The following is a 19,450-nucleotide window of genomic DNA, read 5'->3' as shown; positions in this document are numbered from 1 at the left end:
TTCCTTGGATGTGCCGACGATAGCGGATGCGGACCGGCAATGGCCAGTTCGTTGTGTGACGTTGTGTATCGTCAGTGGAAATCGCGACTGTGGCTGCGCAGTCCCTGCAGCAGTTCATCCAGGCAGTGCATGCGCTGCACGATGACGTGCTGCACGCCATCGACGCGTTCCAGGCGGCCATCGATCTGCATCAGCTGGGTATCGACCAGCACCCGGTGCTGGCGATCGGCCAGGTGCCGCCAGACCACGGCGTTGACCATGCCGGTCTCGTCTTCAAGGGTGAGGAAGGTGACGCCACTGGCGGTCTGCGGGCGCTGGCGCATGCGCACCAGGCCGGCGATGCGCACGCGCCGGCCATGGCCGTGGGCAGCCAGTTGTGCGGCATCCAGGCAGCCACGGCTGCGCAGTTGCGCGCGCAGGAACGAGATCGGATGGCGGCCCAGCGTGGTGCCGGTGCTGCGGTAATCGGCCTGCATGTCTTCCCAGGCGCTGGGCAGGGGCAGTGGCACGCGGGCTTCGGTGGTGGCGCGGGCCTGGTCGAACAGCGGCAGCCGGTTTTCCACGCCGGAGATATCCCAGCGCGCACGATGGCGATGGCCGCTGAGCCCACGCAGCGCCCCGGCATCGGCCAGCAGGCCCTGCTGGCGGCGGTCCAGAGCGGTACGCTGGCACAGGTCACCCACATCGTCGAACGGGCGCCGCGCACGTTCACGCATGATGGCCTGCACGGCGGGCTCGTTGCAGCCATCGACCAGGCGCAGGCCGAGCCGGATCGCGGCCGGCCCCTTGCTGAAATCCAGCGTGCAGTCCCAGTCGCTGTGGCGCACGTCCACCGGCAACACGCGGATGCCATGCCGGCGCGCATCCTGCAGCAGCTGGTCGGGGCTGTAGAAACCCAATGGCTGGCTGTTGATCAGGCTGGCGGTGAACGCGGCCGGGTGATGGCACTTCAGCCAGCAACTGTTATAGGTCAGCAGGGCGAAACTGGCGGCGTGACTTTCCGGAAAACCGTAGTCACCGAAGCCCTTGATCTGTTCGAACAGGTGCTCGCCGTACTCGCGGCTGAAGCCGTTCTTGAGCATGCCGGCCAGCAGCTTCTCGCGATGCGGTTCCAGGCCGCCACGGCGCTTCCACGCCGCCATCGAGCGGCGCAGGGCATCGGCCTGGCCCGGCGTGTAGCCGGCCGCTTCCACCGCCAACTGCATGACCTGTTCCTGGAACAGTGGCACGCCGAGGGTGCGCGCGAACACGCGTTCCAGCCGCGCTGGATAGAGTGGATTGTCTGGATCGTTCAACGCGTCAGGACCCTGCTCGCGCAGGATCCTTCGCCGTTCCAGGTAGGGGTGCACCATGTCACCCTGGATCGGGCCAGGGCGCACGATCGCCACTTCGATCACCAGGTCGTAGAAGGTGCGCGGCTGCAGGCGCGGCAGCATCGCCATCTGCGCGCGCGACTCGATCTGGAATACGCCGATGGTGTCGGCGGCGCAGATCATGTCGTAGGTCTTCGTATCCTTGGGAGGAATCGCATCCATGCGTCCTTCGTGCAGGCCATGCTGCTGCAGCATCGCCAGGCATTTGCGGATGGCGGTGAGCATGCCCAGCGCCAGGCAGTCGACCTTCATCAGGCCAGTGGCATCCAGATCGTCCTTGTCCCACTGGATGACGGTGCGGTCGGCCATCGCCGCGTTCTCCACCGGCACCAGGGTTGACAGCGGATGCTCGGAAATCACGAAGCCGCCCGGGTGCTGCGACAGGTGGCGCGGGAAGTCGATCAGTTCGGCGGTCAGCGCCAGCAGCCGCCGCATCAGTGGGGTTTCCGGATCGAAGCCGCGCTCGCGCAGGGTCTCCGGCAGCGGCACATGGCCGCCCCAGTGGTCCATCGCCGCGCCCAGTTCGTTGACCTGGTCCATCGGCAGGCCAAGCGCACGGGCCACGTCGCGGATCGCGCTGCGGCCACGATAGCTGATCGCCACCGCGGTCAACGCAGCGCGCTCGCGGCCATAGCGCTTGAACACGTACTGCAGCACTTCCTCGCGGCGCTCGTGTTCGAAGTCGATGTCGATATCCGGTGGTTCGTCGCGTTCGGCGGAGATGAAGCGCTCGAACAGCAGGTTGCTGCGTGCCGGGTCGATCTCGGTCACGCCCAGTACGAAGCACACCGCGGAGTTGGCCGCCGAGCCGCGCCCCTGGCAGAGGATGTCCTGGCTGCGTGCGAAGCGCACGATGTCCTGCACGGTGAGGAAGTAGGAGGCGTAGTTCTTCTGCCTGATCAACGCCAGTTCGTGCTCGATCTGCGTGCGTTGCGCTGGTTCGATGCCGCCTTTCCAGCGCCACGGGATGCCACGCTCGACCAGCACGCGCAGCCAGCTGTCCGGGTCGTGGCCCTCCGGCACCAGTTCGCGTGGATAGGTGTACTGCAGCTGCTCCAGCGTGAAGTGGCAACGCTCGGCGATGCGCAGGGTCTCGGCCAGCAGTTCGGGCGGATACAGCTGGGCCAGCGCGGTACGCGGGCGCAGGTGGCGCTCGCCGTTGGGAAACAGGCGCCAGCCGGCCTCGGCCACGCTGCAGCGGTGGCGGATGGCGGTCAGTGTGTCCTGCAGGGCGCGGCGGCGGCGCACGTGCATGTGCACATCACCACTGGCCACCAGCGGCAGGTGGTGGCGTTCGCCGAAGGCCTGCAGCTGCTGCAGGCGACGCGCGTCGTCGTGCTCATGGTGCAGCTCCACCGCCAGCCACAGGCGATCATCGAAGCCGGTGCGCAGCAGTTCCAGATCGATGGCGGCCGGTTGCCGGTCCAGCCACAGGCACAGCAGGCCGTCGGGCAGGCCGAGCAGGTCCTCGCGCAGGCAGCGGTATTCGCCCTTGGCCGCGCGCCGCCGGCAGGTGGTGATCAACTGGCAGAGACCAGCATAGGCGGCCTGGTCGGTGCACAACAGGGCCAGCTTCGGGCCGTCCTCGACCTGGAATTCGGCACCGACGATCAGCGCCACGCCATGCGTCTTGGCGGCCTGCCAGGCGCGCACGATGCCGGCCAGCGAGCATTCGTCGGTGATCGCCAACGCGCGGTAGCCCTGGCCGGCGGCGCGCGCGAACAGTTCTTCGGCGATCGAGGCGCCACGCTGGAAACTGAAGGCCGACAGACAGTGCAGTTCGGCGTAGCCGGGCAGTTCGCTGTGCATGGCGGCTCAGCCGAACCAGCCGTGCAGCATCCACGGGGCATGTGGATCATTGCGCTCACGGAAAGCCCAGCCGCGCTGGCCATGCGCGGTTTCCACCACGTAGTAATCGCGCCGCGCATCGGCCTGGTCCCACCAGCCCGATTCGATCCGCTCCGGCCCGGTGACGATGCGCAGGCGGGGATCACGCAGCGGTTGCGGCGTGTCCAGCAGCCAGCCCGGACGCAGCGGCCAGTACGACGGAGGCTTGACCGCGGGCTGGGTGCCACTGGCGCGTTCGGGGCGATGGTCGGCCTGCACCGCCAGCGGCTGCACGGCGTCATCGCCCAGCCGCGCCCGCAGGCGCTCGCGCAGCTGGTTCCAGGGCATCGCCTGTGCCGGCCGGGTATCGAACAGGTCACGCGCGGCGGGCACGAACGGTGGCAGCTGTTCGGCCTGCAGGCGCAGTGCGCGGCTGCCAGCGGGCAGGGCGAACGCTTCCATGCGGTTGCGTGCGATCTCGAACAGCAGCGCGGGATCGCGCTCGGGTGCCAGCAGGCCGATGGTCAGCACGCTGGCCGGCAGCAGGTCATGCTCGAAGTGCAGGTCGAAGCGCTGCACGCCGCCATCGCGCGAGCACAGGAAGGCCGCCAGGTCCAGCAGCAGGCGGCGCAGCGGGAACAGCAGGGCCTGGCTGGATTCGATCTCGTATTCGAATTCGATGCGTGCATCGAAACGGTCCGGTGGCTGGTAGTAGCGCAGTGGCGCGGTGGGCAGGCCGCGCAGCGCATCCAGTTGCTGCAGCACCTCGGGTGAGAAGCGCCGGGCCAGGCTGTCGCGCGGCAGTTCGAGCACCGCACCCAGCGTGCGCAGACCGGAACGACCGAGCACGGTCACCGCTTCGCTGGGCAGGCCGCAGCGCGGCAACGGCAGCTGCGCCAGTGCCGCTGGCAGCTGCTGCGCATCGATGCCGAGGCCGTCGTGGACATTGGCCAGCACGCGCGCGGCATGCGCCGTGGGCGCGGCCACCAGGCGGTGGCGGAAACCGAGTTCATGCAGTTCGTTGCGCAGGCGCTTTTCGATCGTCAGCCAGTCACCGAACAGGGCACGGCTGGCACCGATTTCCATGACCAGCGCGTGCGGAAAATCGAGGCTGACCTGCGAGCTGTAGGCGTAGGCCCAACTGGCCAGCAGCTGCCGGGTGTGCTGTTCGGCGTTCGGGTCGTAGTCGTGCAGGTACATGTCCTGCACCAGCACCTGTGCGGCCGACAGCAGCATGCCCGGGCGCAGTCCCGCTGCGCGTGCCGACGGGCTGACCGCACGCAGCACGCGACGCTGCGCCGGCCCCTGCAGCAGCACCAGTGGCCGCTGCGGGTCCGGCTGCAGGCGCAGCACGCTGTCCAGTGCCAGCTGCGGCAACAACAGGCAGGCCCAATGCATGACGCGGCCTCAGTGGGCGATGGCCAGTGGCAACGGCTGCGCCGGTGGCAGGCCGCCACGGCACTTCAGCACCCGCACCTGGCCGTGGTCGAGCTGCAGGCGCAGGCTGGCCGGGGAGGGGTTGCGCGCTGCCTGCGCCTCGCGGAACACGAAGCCCAGGCACTGGCCGCTGTCGGCAGCCACCTGCAGCCGGCGCAGTGAGCGGTCGTCGGCCTGGTGTGGCCAGCACAGCACCGCCGCGCAGGCGGCCGAGCGCAGGCACTGCTCGGTGGCCCACAGCGCCTGTTTCGGTGTGGCGTGGATGATCTGCAGCTGGGCCAGATCCAGCCCGGCAGCCGCCCAGGCCGGGGCATGCGGGCGGTAGGGCGGGGCGACCAGCACGATCGGGCGGTCGCGCTGGCTCAGCTTCGCCAGCGCCGGCCAGACCAGCGCCAGCTCGCCGACGCCGGGCGCGGCCTGCAGCACCTCGCACAGCCCGCTGGCCGGCCAGCCACCGCCGGGCAGGCGTGCGTCCAGCGCCGGATGGCCACTGGCCAGGTGGTCGCTGGCCGGCCCCTGGCGGGCTGGGCCGCGCCACAGCTGGCGCCCGTCCAGCAGCCGGTCGAGGGCGACGACAGCACCCATCAGCCGATCCTCCAAGGGAGGCGCCGGGTTGGCTTGAAGCGGCAGGAACGGGCGGAAACGGCAGGCATGGCGCGAGTATCGACGGGCCGGTATCAGGGGCTGAGACCGGACATGCTACTCGCGTTGTGAGTAGAATTACTAATGAAATCGGAAGGTCGGGTTTCAGGTTGCTGAAGGGCTAAAGCATCCACGCATGGCGTGGATCTACCAGGGTTCTCTCCAGTAGATCCACGCCATGCGTGGATGGGAAAACGGTGCCGACCAGGGTCGGCACCTACAGGCACGGGCACTCCCGGTTACGGGCGCACCGGCAGCGCCACCGGGCGCAGCGGCGCGGCATCGCCGCCGCGGATCTTCAGCGGGCCGCCGATGAAGGCGAACTCATAGACCTTGTCGCGGGCCAGTTCGTCCAGCGCCACCAGCTCGATGATCGGCGCGCCCTGCTGGGCCAGCAGGTAGGTGTGCAGCGGCACGTAGTCGTCGGACACCTCCGAGGGGAAGGTCTCGAAGCTGAGGTTGTCGGCGCCGACGATCATCGCGCCGCTGTCCTCCACCAGGAAGCGCGCCGCGTCCAGGCCCATGCCCGGCGGGTTGGCCATGTAGGCCTTGGGCTGTTCGAACAGGCGCATGCGGCCGGTGCGGATCAGCACCACGTCGCCCTGCTGCAGCTTCACCTGCTGGCGTGCCAGCGCATCCTTCAGGTCCTGGCGGGTGACGCGGTAGCTGTCCGGCAGCATGTCCACGCCCTTGGCGCCGGCCACGTCGATCAGCACGCCACGCGCGATCAGCGGCGGGAATTTCTCGATGCCGGTGACATTCCAGCCACGGTCACCGAGGTGCTTGTCGGCCTCGAAGCCGTTCCAGATCTTTCCGTGGATGCCGAAGTGGTTCAGCGCATCGATGTGGGTGCCGGTGTGGCTGTACATCGAGAATGCGGTGCCGGTGTAGCTGCGGGTGAGGTTCATGGTCTCGCCCACGCCCATCGGATCATCCATCACCGTGCCGCGCGGGGTGTGGGTCATCCAGAACTGGTAGTGCGGGTCGCCGGCATCCTGCCAGCTGGGCATGCCGACGTAGTATTCGGTGGCCAGGTCATAGGCCTTGCCGCCACTGACCCGCGACAGGATCGCTGCGCGCGAGGCGTCGGTGATCAGGTTGAGGCGGCCGATCTCGTCCTTCGGCCCCCAGGGGCTGGTGCCGACCTGCTGGCCGGAGGGAACGCGTTCGTGCGCGGATACGGTGGTGGAAGCGGCGGTGCCGGCCAGCAGCAGGGCCAGCGCGGTGGCCAGGGTACGTGAGGTCATGGGGAATCTCCTTGCAGGGTGGGGGACGGTGCGGCTCAGGCCGCGACCAGGTGCGCCAGGGCTTGGCGCAGTTGCGGCAGCGGCAGGGTCTGCAGGCGCAGGCCGTTGCCGCCGATCACGGTGGGAATGGAGCGGATGCCGAGGGTCGCGGCTTCGGCACGGTCGGCCTGCACGCGCTGGCGCACTGCGTCGCTGCGCATGTGGTCAGCGAAGGCGCCACGCGGGTGGCCCAGTGCTTCGGCGATATCCAGCAGTACTTCGGCGTCGCCGATGTTGCGGTGCTGGTGCAGGTGCGCCCACTGCACGGCATCGAACATCGCGCCATGGGCGTCGTTGCCACCGAGCATGCCGGCGGCCTGGCAGGCCAGTGCGCCGAGCCAGCCGGACGGATACTCGAAGTCCTGTGCACGCATGCCTTCGATATCGATGCGCGCGGTGTCTTCATGCGCGGCGCAGTCGGTCCAGTGGCGCAGGATGATCGCCTTGGCGCGCTCCATCGAGCCGAACACCTCGACCATCTGCGCGCGCGAGTCCTGCAGCACGAAGCTGCGGTGACGCACCTGGATGCCGAGTTCGGCGGAGACCTGCTGCAGGCGCGGGGCCAGCACGAAGCACCAGCCGCAGACCACGTCGTGGAAGAAATCGACCACCGGCGCGGCGGTGGCGGGGGAAGGAACGGAAGACATCTGCCTGCCATCGGTGAGAGGGGAGGCGGCAGATTAGGCAGCGCGGCGCGTCTGAAACAGCACGCCGCGGGCAGCTCAGTTTTCGCTGGCGGTTACGAATCCAGGCCGGCGCAGCCGGGCAGCTCGGCGTGCAGGAAATCGATGAAGGCACGCACCTTGGGCTGCAGGTGGCGCGAGGTGGGATAGACCGCATGCACGAAACGTGGCGGATAGCGATGGTCGGGCAGCACCTGCTGCAGCTCGCCACGGGCCAGCGCCGGTGCCGCCAGGAACGAGGGCAGGGCGCCGATGCCCATGCCGGCCACCAGCAGGTCGCGCAGCAGCAGGCTGTTGTTGACGGTGACGCGCGCCGGCAGGGTGATCGTCACCTGGCCGTCGGGGCCGAGCAGCGGCCAGCTGCCGGGCGAGTCGGACAGGCTGTAGGCCAGCACGCTGTGCGCCTGCAGATCGTCCACTGCCTGCGGTGCCGGATGCTGCTGAAGGTAGGACGGAGCCGCGCACAGCACCTGCTGCAACGAGGCCAGGCGGCGCGCTACCAGTCGCGAGTCGTCCAGCTCGGCACGCAACCGCAGCGACACATCGAAACCTTCGCCTACCGCATCAAGCAGGCGGTCTTCCATCACAAGGTCCAGCGACAGTTGCGGATGCTGCTGCAGGAAGCGTGGCAGCAGCGGCGACAGCGTGCTCAGCGCGAATGATTGCGGTGCATTGACGCGCAGGCGCCCGGCCACGTCGCCGCGCTGTTCGGCGATGCCGCGTTCCAATGCATCCAGCTCGTCGAGCAGCCGGCAGCATTCGCGGTAATAGGCGTGGCCGGTCTCAGTCAGGCTCATGCGCCGCGTGGTCCGCTGCAGCAGCACCACGCCCAGGTGCGCTTCCAGGGTGCGCAGCTGCTTGCTCAGCCCGGCCGGTGACATGCCCAGGTCTTCGGCGGCGCGGGCCAGCCCGCCGCGTTCGACGATGCGGCGGAAGGCACGCATCAGGTTGAAGGAATCCATGCCGGTCCCGGGCGCGATGAGGGCGCCATTGTAGATCCAGGCCATGCGTGATGCGTGGATGTGGCAAGTGCGGTGCCCACCAAGGTGGGCATCTACCAGGGGCACGGGTTGCGCCGTTTGTTCAAGCCGGCACCCCATACGCCGCGCCAGCATGCAGGCCCCTTACTTTCCGGATTGCCCATGAAGCACTGGATGCTCCGCCTGTATGCCCCGTTGTTCCTGCTGGGTTTCGTTGCCGCCGCCGTCGCCTGGGTCGGCCACCTCCACGGCGACCCGCTATGGCTGCTGGCCTTGCTGGCAGTTGCCATCGCGGTCTCGTTCGCTGCCGAACGTGCTTGGCCGTATGACCCCGCGTTCAACCACGATCACGGCGACAGCCTGCGTGACACCCTGCATGCGCTGGTCAACGAGAGCCTGAACCTGCTGTCGATCGCGGCGGTGCCACTGCTGGCAGCCATCATTCCGTGGCAGGCCTGGCCGCTGCAGTGGCCATTCGCGCTGCAGGTGCTGCTGGCCGTCATCTGCGCCGACCTTGGCATCACCCTGGTGCACTACGCCAGCCATCGCATCGGCTGGCTGTGGCGGTTGCACGCGGTGCATCACAGCGTGACCCGCATGTATGGCTTCAACGGTCTGATGAAACACCCGCTGCACCAGGCGGCCGAAGCGGTGGGCGGCGTGCTGCCGCTGCTGCTGTTGGGCCTGCCGATGCCGGTAGCCGCGGTGTTGGCGTTCGCCATTGCCATCCAGCTGCTGCTGCAGCATTCCAACGTGGACATGCGTCCCGGCGTGCTGGGCCGGGTGATGGCCTGGGCGCCGCTGCACCGCTTCCACCACATGCGCTACGGCACCGCCGGCGACGTCAACTTCGGCCTGTTCCTGACTGTCTGGGATCACCTGCTGGGGACCGCCTTCGATGCGCCCGGCTATCGGCTGCAGCAACGCGACCTCGGCATCGGCAGCCAGCCGGACTATCCGCGCGATTATTCCGGACAGCTGCTGGCGCCGTTCCGCGAACTGCCGCATGGCGAGGTGCCGGAGCTGCCGGAAGGTCTACGCAGGCGCGGATGATGGGGCGTGTCAGGCCGCGTGCAGCTGCAGGCCCTGCAGCTGCGCGGCACCGATGCCGAACATGCGGCGCAGGCTGCGCGACAGATGGGCCAGGTCGGCGAATCCGGCCGCGTGCGCGCTGTCGGTCAGGCTGTGCCCGCGCAGATGATGCATCAGTGCGCGGCGCAGCCGTTGCCACAGCACCCAGCCGCGCAGGGTCACCGCCAGATCGGACTGGAAGCGTCGATGCAGCTGGCTGGTCGACAGATGTGCCGCCTCGGCGATATCGGCGGCTGGCACCGGCCCGGGCAGGTGCTGGGCGATACGGGACAGCGCGGCCTGCACGCGGCGGTCCAGTGGTTGCGGGCGACTCAGCCGTGGCAGCCAGTCGTGCAGCGCCAGCGCGTTGCCCGGCAGCGCGTGCAGGTGCTGCTCGATCTGCCCGGGATCGGCATGTGCGGGCTCGAGGAACACCGTACAGCCCGCTTCCGGCGCCGACAGGATTGCGTGCGGCTGGAATGAGGGCAGCCACAGCCGCTGGCCCTGCTGCTGCACGCCATCGACCTCGACCTGCCAGGGCGCGCCGTCGCTCAGCAACAGTTGATGGGCGTAGTGCGCGTGCGTATCGCTGCCACCAGCGTGGCCCTGCAGCACGGCCACGTGAGCATCCAGCAGCAGCGTGCCATTCCAGGGCAGGACGGGAGAGGACATGGAGGAATTGTAGATCCACGCCATGCGTGGATGGACCTCCACCGGAATCGAATATCTCGTGTTGATTTGAAAAGCATCCACGCATGGCGTGGATCTACTGGCCACCAGCCAGCTGTCGAAGGCGGGGCACTGTGGGTTTGCGGGGTGTGAGCCGCATGGATGCGGCGACCAAGGCTACATGGACGTACTTGCGCCGTCCCCGCAGACCCACAGTGCCCCGCCATCCCACGGAATGCGGCATTTGATTCTGCTGTAGCGTTGGCCGTTGCCTCTGCGGGTGCCGGGCGCAGCCCGGCCGTCACCTCACCGCCCGTGCGGGTCGGGCCGGTGATGTACGTACTCGACCACGGTGCCATCGGGATGCACCGCATTGAACGCCGCCCCGGTCGGTACCACCTGCAGCGGGAAGATGATTTCAGCGCCAGCCGCCACCAGCTTGTCGTGATAGGGCCGAACGTCATCGACCAGCAGCGTCCCCGTGGTCGAAGTGAACGGCGCCAGCGCCGCCTCGCTGCCCTCGATCAACAGGAACGCACCGACCATCGCCAGGCGCAGGCCGGCCTCCGGAAACGGGAACCCGGCATCGGCCACCACGCCCTGCAACTGCTCGTAGAACGCCACGCTGCGCTCCAGCTCACCGGGGGCCACGAACACCCGGATCAGCACGCGCGGCGCGCGCTGGCTGGAGGTATCACAGCGGTCGCGCCAGAGATGGTCGAAGTCGCGATGTACGGTCATGGGCTCGATTCGTGGCCAGGGACCCTCATTATCAGCAGCCTCGCGCGGCGCACTGATGACCGCCGGTGATGGCCTGATAACCAGTGGCTGGGGTCGGCCTGTGACTTAGGTCCTGTTGACAGGTGTGAACGCCCTCGCACAATCTTCACATGATTGGGTCGCCCTGCGCGGCCCGGACAGGCAGGTTGTCACGCCGGGAGGAGGGTCCCAGGCGCAGACCGGCCCGTCCTTCGGCCTGCGGGGCGTTGCCTGGCAACCCCTGCGCGGCATGAACGCTGCACCCTTCGGCGGCACTTTCCCTGGACCGATTGCCTTGGCAACGGAATTACGCCTGCCGATGAAAACGTTTACAAAGCCGCTTGCACTGTCCCTGGCCCTGTCAGCCGCACTGGCCGCCCCGGCCTGGGCCGACCCCGCCGCGTTCACTGTGCTGACCCTGGAACAGGCCCCGACCGCCGAGGCCATGCCGGCCCTGGCCGCCCAGCTGAAGACCCTGCAGGTGGACGCGGTGAGCGTGCGCCAGGTGCAGCGCGGCATCGGCCAGGTCGATCCGTTGCAGGTGCTGGCCGACGGCTTGGGCTACGCGTACCGCTTCATTGCGGCGGGCAAGGACGATGGCCAGACCCAGCGCGGTCAGGCCGTGCTGACCCGGCTGCCGATTGCCGCTGAGTCCGGCCCGGACCAGCCGGGCCTGAACTACCTGCGCCTGGACGATGGTCGCCACACCGTGGCGGTCTACACCGATGCTGGTGCAGGTGCCGCGCAGCTGCCGGCGCTGGTCACGCGCTCGCGGCTGGGCGCACCGGCGGTGCTGCTTGGCGCGGTGGCCGGTGAATCGGCCAAGGCGGCAGGCTTTGATCCGGCGCGTGTGGCGCTGGAAGCGGATGCCAGCTATTTCAGCGACGGCTTCCAGGCCGCCAGCAGTGCACCGTTCAAGGTGGAAGGCAGCGCCCTGCGTGCCACGCTGCTGACCCTGGCCTATGCCGCCGACAAGCACGGCGAAACGCCGTGGATGGACACCACCCTCAACGCCGATGCGCGCGCTGCGCTGCTGCTGAAGGCGATGACCGAGGATGAGAAGTTCCAGATGCTGCACAGCTACTTCGGGCTGGGCAAGGACGGTGGCCCGCTGCCGGAAGGCGCGGTCGGGTCGGCCGGTTTCGTGCCGGGCGTGGCGCGGCTGGGCATTCCATCGCAGCAGTCGGCCGATGCCGGCGTCGGCGTGACCAATCCAGGCGGCATCCGCCCGGGCGACTTCGCCACGGCGATGCCGTCGGGCCCGTCCACCGCCTCCAGCTGGAACCGTGCGGTCGCCTTCGCCGGCGGCGCAACGATGGGCCGTGAGGCGTGGCAGCAGCGTTTCAACATCCTGCTGTCGGGCAGCGTCAACCTGCAGCGCGACCCGCGCAACGGCCGCAATTTCGAGTACGCCGGCGAAGACCCGCTGCTGGCCGGTTCGATGGTCGGCGCGCTGATCCAGGGCGTGCAGAGCCAGCACGTGATCTCCTCGATGAAGCACTTCGCGCTGAACGACATGGAGACCCGCCGCAACTTCCACGACGTGCGCATCGGCGAACAGGCCATGCACGAGTCCGACCTGCTGGCCTTCGAGATCGCGCTGGACGCCGGCCGCCCGGGCGTGGCGATGTGCTCGTACAACAAGATCAACGGTACCTACGGCTGCGAGAACGGCTACCTGATGAACCAGGTGCTGAAGCAGGAATGGAAGTTCCCCGGTTTCGTGATGTCCGACTGGGGCGGCGTGCACAGTGGTTCCAAGGCGGCGCTGGCCGGCCTGGACCAGCAGTCTGCCGGTGAAGTGTTCGACGCAGCGGTGTTCTTCGATGAGCCGCTGCGCCTGGCAGTACACGGTGGCGTGGTGCCACAGGCGCGTCTGAACGACATGGTGGCGCGCATCCTGCGCACGATGTTCCTGCACGGCAACTTCGACAACCCGCCGCAGCACCAGAAGGTCGATGCCGAGGCTGGCTTCGCCGTCGCCCAGCGCACGGTGGAAGAAGGCAGCGTGCTGCTGCGCAATGAAGGCAACCTGCTGCCGCTGGCCGACAGCGTGAAGCGCATCGTCATCATCGGTGGCCACGCCGACAAGGGCGTGATCGGTGGTGGTGGTTCGTCGATGGTAGGCGTGACCGCCAAGGGCACCAACGCGGTGCCGGGCGTGCTGCCGACCACCTGGCCGGGCCCGGTGATCTTCCACCCGTCCTCGCCGCTGGAGTCGCTGCGTGCGGCGCGTCCGGATGCAACTTTCGAGTATGTGGATGGCACCAATGCCGCCGCTGCGGCCAAGGCCGCCGCGCAGGCCGATGTGGCCATCGTGTTCGCCACCCAGTGGGCGGCCGAATCGGTGGACCTGCCGGACATGCAGCTGCCGGACAACCAGGACGCGCTGATTTCGGCGGTGGCCAAGGCCAACCCGAAGACCGTGCTGGTGCTGGAAACCAATGGCCCGGTGCGCACGCCGTGGCTGGCGCAGGTGCCGGCGATGCTGCAGGCCTGGTACCCGGGCATCCGCGGTGGCGAAGGCATTGCCGCGCTGCTGACCGGCCAGGTCAATCCGTCCGGCCGCCTGCCGGTGACCTGGGTGGTGGACGAATCGCAGCTGCCGCGCCCGCACATCGACGGCCTCGGCTTCAAGCCGGCCAAGCCGTTCGGTGATGTGTTCGATTTCGATATCGAAGGCGCCAACGTCGGCTACAAGTGGATGGCGGCCAAGGGCCTGACCCCGACCTTCGCCTTCGGCCATGGCCTGTCCTACACCTCGTTCGCCTATGAAAACCTGAAGGTGAGCGTGGAAGGCTCGCGCCTGGTCGCCAGCGTCGACATCCGCAACACCGGCAAGCGCGCCGGTGCCGACGTGGCCCAGCTGTACCTGAAGTTGCCGGCTGGCAGCACCACGCCGATCCGCCTGATCGGCTACGACAAGGTGACCCTGCAGCCGGGCGAACAGCGCCGCATCCGCATCGAAGCCGAGCCGAAGACGCTGGCTCACTACGATGCGCAGGCCCGCCAGTGGAAGATCGATGGCGGCACCTACCAGGTGCAGCTGTCGCGCAACGCTGCCGAGCCGCTGCAGACGGTGGATGTGCAGCTGGTGGAGCAGGTGCTGCGCTGATACGGCGCGGTATTGAGGGTTGAAGACACGGCCCCGCAAGGGGCCGTGTCTGTTTGCTGACTCTCGCTGCGCTCGCCGGGCCACGCCTGGCGGGCGCTGGAGAGAGGGACATCCAGGCAGAACGCCATGTCGCTTCTGCCACTGGAGGCATTCTTCTGCTCAGTCAATACTGACCGGCTGCCGAAGAAGGACCAGCGAATGATCACGAGCGCATGGGCATTCAAGCAGTTGTGCGAAAACGAGTCAGATACATCATTTGCCTGGCAGCAGGCCGAGGATCAGACGTGGATCGATGTCCTTTCAGCCTACCCTGAGCTGGCGCGCTGTGTCGCCGGGAACAAAACAATTCCCGAGTTCATCATCGAACAACTGGCTGCCAGCGAAGACGTCGACGTTCGTTGGAGCATCGCGTGCAAACGCCGGCTGAGTGAGGAGCTCATGTTCCGTTTGGCGCACGATGCTGATGCAACCGTTCGGCATCGTATCGCCTGCAACCCCAAAGTGACCCCGCGGATTCTAGAGCTGCTTTCCGTCGACCCGGACAGGATGGTGGCGGCCTCAGCGCAGCGAAGGCTCCAGTCCGAGTGATGTCTCCCAGGGTGTGCATACGTGGAGATGGCGATAAATATCCTCAGCCAAACCACCCGTGCAGGAAATCGATCAGCTGCCGTACCTTCGGCGAGGGCTGCGTGCTGTGAGGGTAGACCGCGTACACGCTCTGCTGCGGGAAGCGGTGCTGACGCAGCACCGGACGCAGCCGGTCCTGGGCCAGGTCGTCCTCGATCAGCCAGCGTGGCAGCACGGTGACCCCGGCGCCGGCCACGGCGAAGGCGCGCAGGCTGCTGGCACCATCCACGCGCACCACTGCGTTGCCCGGGTTGGTGGCGAACAGGGCGTCGTTGCCGTCAGGTGCAATCACCGGCACGTCGGCCAGGCGTGGGTAGCCGAGGCGGGGCAGGGTGCCCAGCTGCACGGGGTCATCGGCAGCATCGGCAGAGGGCAGGCGTGCCAGCAGGGACGGAGCCGCCACCGCGCATAGTGGGTGCCGTTCCAGTTCGCTGGCGCGCAGGCCCGAATCGGGCAGACGGCCGAGGCGGATCGCCAGGTCGAAGCGTTCGGGAATCAGGTCGGCCGGCGCGGGTGACGTCGACAGGTGCAGCTGCAGAGCCGGATGCCGCGCACGGAAGGCTTCCAGTGCGGGAATCAGGCGCAGCTGTGCGTACTCCGGCGTGGTGGTCAGGCGCAGCACGCCCTGCAGCTGATGCTGGTCGCGGCGGGCGGCGTCAATCGCCGCCTGTGCTGCATCCAGCGCCTGCACGCAGTGCTGCAGGAACTGCTCGCCGGCGTCGGTCAGGGCCAGGTGGCGGGTACTGCGCAGCAGCAGGGTCACGCCCAGCTCCTGCTCGAGCCGCTTCAGGTTGAAGCTGACCACCGCGCGGCTCAGGCCGAGCCGATCAGCCGCGGCAGTCAGGCTGCCGGCGTCGACCACGGCGCGGAAGATATCGAAGCGATCGAGGCTGACCATGATGATCCATTGTCAAAACAGGTTTGACAGTGTTGCAGCTGCCGTCGGGTTTTTCCAACAAGGTCCGGACGGCATGCTGGCCGCTTCCCCGCTGGAGCGCCGCCGATGCCGTCCCCCCGCCTGCGCCATGAGGCGATCTTTCTGCTGGTGTTCGCCCTGGATCTGGTCAACATGTTCATCGCCACGGTGGCCTATCCGGCGCTGGCGGCGGAACTGCATGCCGACGTCGGTACCCTGGCCTGGGTCGGCACCGCCTACATGCTGGGCCTGAGCGTGGTGATTCCGCTGGCGCCCTGGCTGGCCGCACGCTGCGGTGAGCGTCGCCTGCTGCTGGTGGCGTTGCTGCTGTTCGCGGTTGCCGCTGCGCTGGCCGGCGCAGCACCGGGTATCGGCTGGCTGCTGGGCTGGCGCCTGCTGCAGGGCCTGGCCGGTGGCCTGCTGATTCCGGTGGCACAAGCGGCAGCGTACCGACAGTGCACGCCTGACCAGCGTGGCGCGCTGACCCGCCGCATCCTGCTGGTGGCGCTGCTGGTGCCGGCACTGGCGCCTGCGCTCGGTGGGCTGCTGGTGCAGTGGTTGTCCTGGCGCGGTGTGCTCTGGGCCAGCCTGCCGCTGGCCGTGGTGGCGATTGGACTGGTGCTGGCGTGGATGCCGGCCGATGGCGCGCGTAGTGCGCCACGCCTGCAGGCCTATGCGCTGTCCACCGCGATGGCGGCGCTGGGCGCGCTGCTGCTGGCGTTGACTTGGCTGGGCGAGCCCGGACATCGGACCGCCGGTGCCGTACTGCTGTTGATCGCAATGCTGTTGGCGGCGGCTCACCTGCGGCATGCACGGCAGCAGGCGCAGCCCCTGCTGCGCTGGTCGCTGCTGTCCCATCGCGGGCTGCGCCTGGCGATGCTGATCTATCTGGCCGTACCCGGTGTGTTCATCGGCAGCCAGCTGGTCAGTACCCTGCAGTTGCACCAGGCCGGCTATAGTGCCGCGCACATCGGCGCGCTGATGCTGCCGTGGGCGCTGGCCTCGGCCATTGCGATCACGGCCAGCAAGCGCCTGCTGGCTCGCTTCGGACCAGCCACGGTACTGCGTACGGGCATGCTTCTGCAGGCCAGCGGCCTGCTGTTGATGGCGCTGCTGCCACACCCGGTTTTTGCCATTGCAGCATTACTGTTTGCCTTGATGGGCGCCGGCGGCAGCCTGTGCAGCAGCACGGCGCAGACGCTGGCCTTCCATGGGGTCGAGGGCGAGGCGCTGGGTGATGCAAGCGCACTCTGGAACCTCAACCGTCAGCTCAGTTTCTGCCTGGGCACCGCGGCCATCGCGCTGCTGCTGGCCTTGGCCATGCAGTGGCTGCCGGTCCGCGCCACCGGCGTGGCGCTGGGTCTGGCCGCTCTACTTACCCTGCTGCCGATGGCGTTGCTGCGCCGGCCGCAGTTGCTCACCCTTTCGCAACCGGAGAACACCTGATGGATACCACCGCAGAACACGAAGTCCACCACCTGCACGACAAGCTGCAGGCCTGGTTCCGCGCCGACGCCGGCACCGACGCGCTGGAGGACCTGATGGCGCATTTCTGCGCGGACTTCAGCATGGTCGGCATCGTGGGTCGCAGGCTGGACCGGAAGGCCGTGCAGGCACTGTTCGCGGGTGGTCATGGCGCGCGTCCAGGGCTGCAGATTTCCATCGACGCCGTGCAGGCGGTGGAAGCGCCTTCACCGCTGGCGGTGCTGCGCTATCGCGAAGGGCATGCGATCGATGGCGGCGAGCCCGTATGGCGGGAATCGCTGGCGGTGCTGCGGCAGGAAGAGGGGCGTTGGCGCTGGCTGGCGCTGCATGAGGTAACGGCAGCCTGATCGGTAGTGCCGGCCGCTGGCCGGCAACCGCGTACCGTGCCCGAGGTGGATGAAGTTGCCGGCCAGCGGCCGGCACTACCGGTTGCCGACGAGCGCAGCAGCTGGTCGCACATGTGCCATCAGTCCTGCCTGCATCCACCGCAGAATGCAAAGCACGCACACACTTCACGGCTCAAGGCAGGAGTAGGCTTGAGGCTTTCCTGCCGGGAGGGGTTGTCCATGCGTGTGCGTGCCGTCGCTGTAGCCATTGCCCTTTGCCTGTCCAGCACAGTGCTGGCCGCCGAAACCCCGCCGATGACCCCGGACATCAGCGGCAAGCCCTTCGTTGCCCCTGATGTCGGTCGTGACTACGACAAGCGCGTGGTGATGGTGCCGATGCGCGATGGCACCAAGCTGTATACGGTGATCGTGGTGCCCAAGGGTGCGCGCAATGCCCCGATCCTGCTCACCCGCACGCCTTACGATGCTGCCGGTCGCGCCAGCCGCAGTGATTCGCCGCGCATGCGCGACCTGCTGCCGCAGGGCGACGAGGTATTTGTCGATGGCGGTTACATCCGCGTATTCCAGGACATCCGCGGCAAGTACGGCTCCGAGGGCGATTACGTGATGACCCGGCCGCTGCGCGGGCCGTTGAACAACACCAAGGTGGACCACTCCACCGACGCCTGGGACACCATCGACTGGCTGGTGAAGAACGTGCCGGAGAGCAACGGCAAGGTCGGTATGCTCGGCTCGTCGTACGAGGGCTTCACCGTGGTGATGGCGCTGACCGACCCGCACCCGGCGCTGAAGGTGGCCGCGCCGCAGAGCCCGATGGTGGATGGCTGGATGGGCGACGACTGGCTCAACTACGGCGCGTTCCGCCAGGTCAATTTCAACTACTTCGCGATGCAGACCGAGAAGCGCGGCAAGGGCACGCCGCTGCCCAGCCTCGGCTACGATGACTACAGCACCTTCCTGCGTATCGGTTCGGCTGGCGACTACGCGCGTTTCACCGGCGTGGACCAGCTGACCTGGTGGAAGAAACTGGTGGAGCACCCGGCCTATGACGGCTTCTGGCAGGGCCAGGCGCTGGACGCGGTAATGGCGAAAACACCGTTGAAGGTGCCGACCATGTGGCTGCAGGGCCTGTGGGACCAGGAGGACATGTGGGGTGCCAACCACGCCTACCAGGCAATGGAAGGGCACGACAGTGGCAACAACCGCAACTACCTGGTGATGGGGCCGTGGCGGCACAGCCAGGTGAACTACAGTGGCAGCGAGCTGGGCGCGCTGAAGTTCGATGGTGATACCGCACTGCAGTTCCGCCGTGACGTGCTCAAGCCGTTCTTCGACCAGTACCTGGTGGACGGTGCGCCGAAGGCGGACACGCCGCCGGTGCTGATCTACAACACCGGCGAGAACCACTGGGATCGCCTGAAGGGTTGGCCTCGCAGCTGCGACAAGGGCTGTACCGCCAGCAGCAAGCCGCTGTACCTGCGTGCCGGCGGCAAGCTGGCGTTCCAGGCGCCGGCGGCGGACGAGGGTGACTTCGAGGAGTACGTGTCCGACCCGGCCAAGCCGGTGCCGTTCGTGCCGCGCCCGGTCCGCTTCGGCGACCGAGACATGTGGACCACCTGGCTGGTCAAGGACCAGCGTTTCGTTGATGGCCGCCCGGACGTGCTGACCTTCATCACCGAACCGCTGGCCGCGCCGCTGCGCATCGGCGGCGCACCGGTGGTGCACCTGCAGGCGTCGACCAGTGGCACCGACAGCGACTGGGTGGTGAAGCTGATCGACGTGTATCCGGACCAGGAAGCGTCGACGCCGGAGATGGGCGGTTACGAGCTGCCGGTGTCGCTGGCGATCTTCCGTGGTCGCTATCGCGAGAGCTTCAGCGATCCGAAGCCGCTGGCCGCCAACGAGGTGCTGCCGTACCGCTTCGACCTGCCCAATGCCAACCACACCTTCCAGAAGGGGCACCGGGTGATGGTGCAGGTGCAGTCCAGTCTGTTCCCGCTGTATGACCGCAACCCGCAGACCTACGTGCCGAACGTCTACCTGGCCAAGCCCGACGATTACCAGAAGGCCACGCAGCGGGTCTGGCACAGCGCGGCGCAGGCCAGTTACATCGATCTGCCGGTGTATTGAGGTTGATGGGGTGCGCCGGGTGCGCGATACCCGGCGGTGCGCGGTCGTGCCGGCCGCTGGCCGGCATCCGCGATGGCGTGAAAGCGTGTCGACCAAGGTCGAC

At 67.8% G+C, this 19,450-nt stretch carries 15 protein-coding genes; 6 read left to right on the top strand and 9 right to left on the bottom strand.

From position 1 onward, the window contains the following. Window positions 1–71: 71 nt before the first annotated feature. The 6 genes from ACZLIB_RS14005 to ACZLIB_RS13980 all read right to left on the bottom strand — a co-directional run bounded on the left by ACZLIB_RS14005 (window position 72) and on the right by ACZLIB_RS13980 (window position 8,255). Window positions 72–3,182, bottom strand: a complete 3,111-nt coding sequence (locus tag ACZLIB_RS14005; protein ID WP_478467938.1) for an error-prone DNA polymerase — start codon at window positions 3,180–3,182, stop codon at window positions 72–74. Window positions 3,183–3,188: 6 nt separating this feature from the next. Then, window positions 3,189–4,598: a Y-family DNA polymerase gene (locus tag ACZLIB_RS14000; protein WP_329914901.1), complete on the bottom strand. Its 1,410-nt coding sequence runs from the start codon at window positions 4,596–4,598 to the stop codon at window positions 3,189–3,191. Between the two features lie 9 nt (window positions 4,599–4,607). Further along, a complete protein-coding gene (gene imuA / locus ACZLIB_RS13995) occupies window positions 4,608–5,222 on the bottom strand; it encodes a translesion DNA synthesis-associated protein ImuA (RefSeq protein ID WP_065724547.1) in 615 nt (204 codons plus the stop codon). Window positions 5,223–5,518: 296 nt separating this feature from the next. Further along, window positions 5,519–6,526: a cyclase family protein gene (locus ACZLIB_RS13990; protein WP_121503546.1), complete on the bottom strand. Its 1,008-nt coding sequence runs from the start codon at window positions 6,524–6,526 to the stop codon at window positions 5,519–5,521. A 35-nt stretch (window positions 6,527–6,561) separates the two neighbouring features. After that, window positions 6,562–7,212: a DsbA family oxidoreductase gene (locus tag ACZLIB_RS13985; protein ID WP_121503545.1), complete on the bottom strand. Its 651-nt coding sequence runs from the start codon at window positions 7,210–7,212 to the stop codon at window positions 6,562–6,564. A 92-nt stretch (window positions 7,213–7,304) separates the two neighbouring features. Continuing rightward, on the bottom strand, window positions 7,305–8,255 hold the full coding sequence (locus ACZLIB_RS13980; RefSeq protein WP_180862776.1) for a LysR family transcriptional regulator: 951 nt from the start codon (window positions 8,253–8,255) through the stop codon (window positions 7,305–7,307). A gap of 135 nt (window positions 8,256–8,390) precedes the next feature. On the opposite strand from ACZLIB_RS13980, the gene ACZLIB_RS13975 reads away from it, so the two are divergent. Continuing rightward, window positions 8,391–9,281: a sterol desaturase family protein gene (locus tag ACZLIB_RS13975; protein ID WP_478467936.1), complete on the top strand. Its 891-nt coding sequence runs from the start codon at window positions 8,391–8,393 to the stop codon at window positions 9,279–9,281. A gap of 9 nt (window positions 9,282–9,290) precedes the next feature. Here ACZLIB_RS13975 and ACZLIB_RS13970 read toward each other — a convergent pair whose 3' ends face one another. Next, entirely contained in the window at window positions 9,291–9,995 is a 705-nt protein-coding gene (locus ACZLIB_RS13970) for a helix-turn-helix domain-containing protein (protein WP_478467934.1), read from the bottom strand. 279 nt (window positions 9,996–10,274) lie between these two features. After that, window positions 10,275–10,709, bottom strand: a complete 435-nt coding sequence (locus tag ACZLIB_RS13965; RefSeq protein WP_021204492.1) for a VOC family protein — start codon at window positions 10,707–10,709, stop codon at window positions 10,275–10,277. Window positions 10,710–11,046: 337 nt separating this feature from the next. On the opposite strand from ACZLIB_RS13965, the gene ACZLIB_RS13960 reads away from it, so the two are divergent. Both ACZLIB_RS13960 and ACZLIB_RS13955 read left to right on the top strand, forming a co-directional pair. Further along, a complete protein-coding gene (locus ACZLIB_RS13960; RefSeq protein ID WP_164080217.1) occupies window positions 11,047–13,842 on the top strand; it encodes a beta-glucosidase family protein in 2,796 nt (931 codons plus the stop codon). A 126-nt stretch (window positions 13,843–13,968) separates the two neighbouring features. Next, window positions 13,969–14,430, top strand: a complete 462-nt coding sequence (locus ACZLIB_RS13955; protein ID WP_478467933.1) for a HEAT repeat domain-containing protein — start codon at window positions 13,969–13,971, stop codon at window positions 14,428–14,430. Between the two features lie 43 nt (window positions 14,431–14,473). Here ACZLIB_RS13955 and ACZLIB_RS13950 read toward each other — a convergent pair whose 3' ends face one another. Then, a complete protein-coding gene (locus tag ACZLIB_RS13950) occupies window positions 14,474–15,367 on the bottom strand; it encodes a LysR family transcriptional regulator (protein WP_107432368.1) in 894 nt (297 codons plus the stop codon). Between the two features lie 105 nt (window positions 15,368–15,472). On the opposite strand from ACZLIB_RS13950, the gene ACZLIB_RS13945 reads away from it, so the two are divergent. The 3 genes from ACZLIB_RS13945 to ACZLIB_RS13935 all read left to right on the top strand — a co-directional run bounded on the left by ACZLIB_RS13945 (window position 15,473) and on the right by ACZLIB_RS13935 (window position 19,347). Continuing rightward, window positions 15,473–16,831, top strand: a complete 1,359-nt coding sequence (locus ACZLIB_RS13945; RefSeq protein WP_478467931.1) for an MFS transporter — start codon at window positions 15,473–15,475, stop codon at window positions 16,829–16,831. Next, a complete protein-coding gene (locus ACZLIB_RS13940) occupies window positions 16,831–17,217 on the top strand; it encodes a DUF4440 domain-containing protein (RefSeq protein WP_478467929.1) in 387 nt (128 codons plus the stop codon). The genes ACZLIB_RS13945 and ACZLIB_RS13940 overlap by 1 nt, the downstream gene beginning before the upstream one ends. A gap of 219 nt (window positions 17,218–17,436) precedes the next feature. Next, window positions 17,437–19,347, top strand: a complete 1,911-nt coding sequence (locus ACZLIB_RS13935; protein WP_478467927.1) for a CocE/NonD family hydrolase — start codon at window positions 17,437–17,439, stop codon at window positions 19,345–19,347. Window positions 19,348–19,450: the final 103 nt, after the last annotated feature.

It is taken from the genome of Stenotrophomonas sp. 220_Sma (genome assembly GCF_056487375.1).
This window is presented reverse-complemented; position numbering and strand designations above follow the sequence as displayed.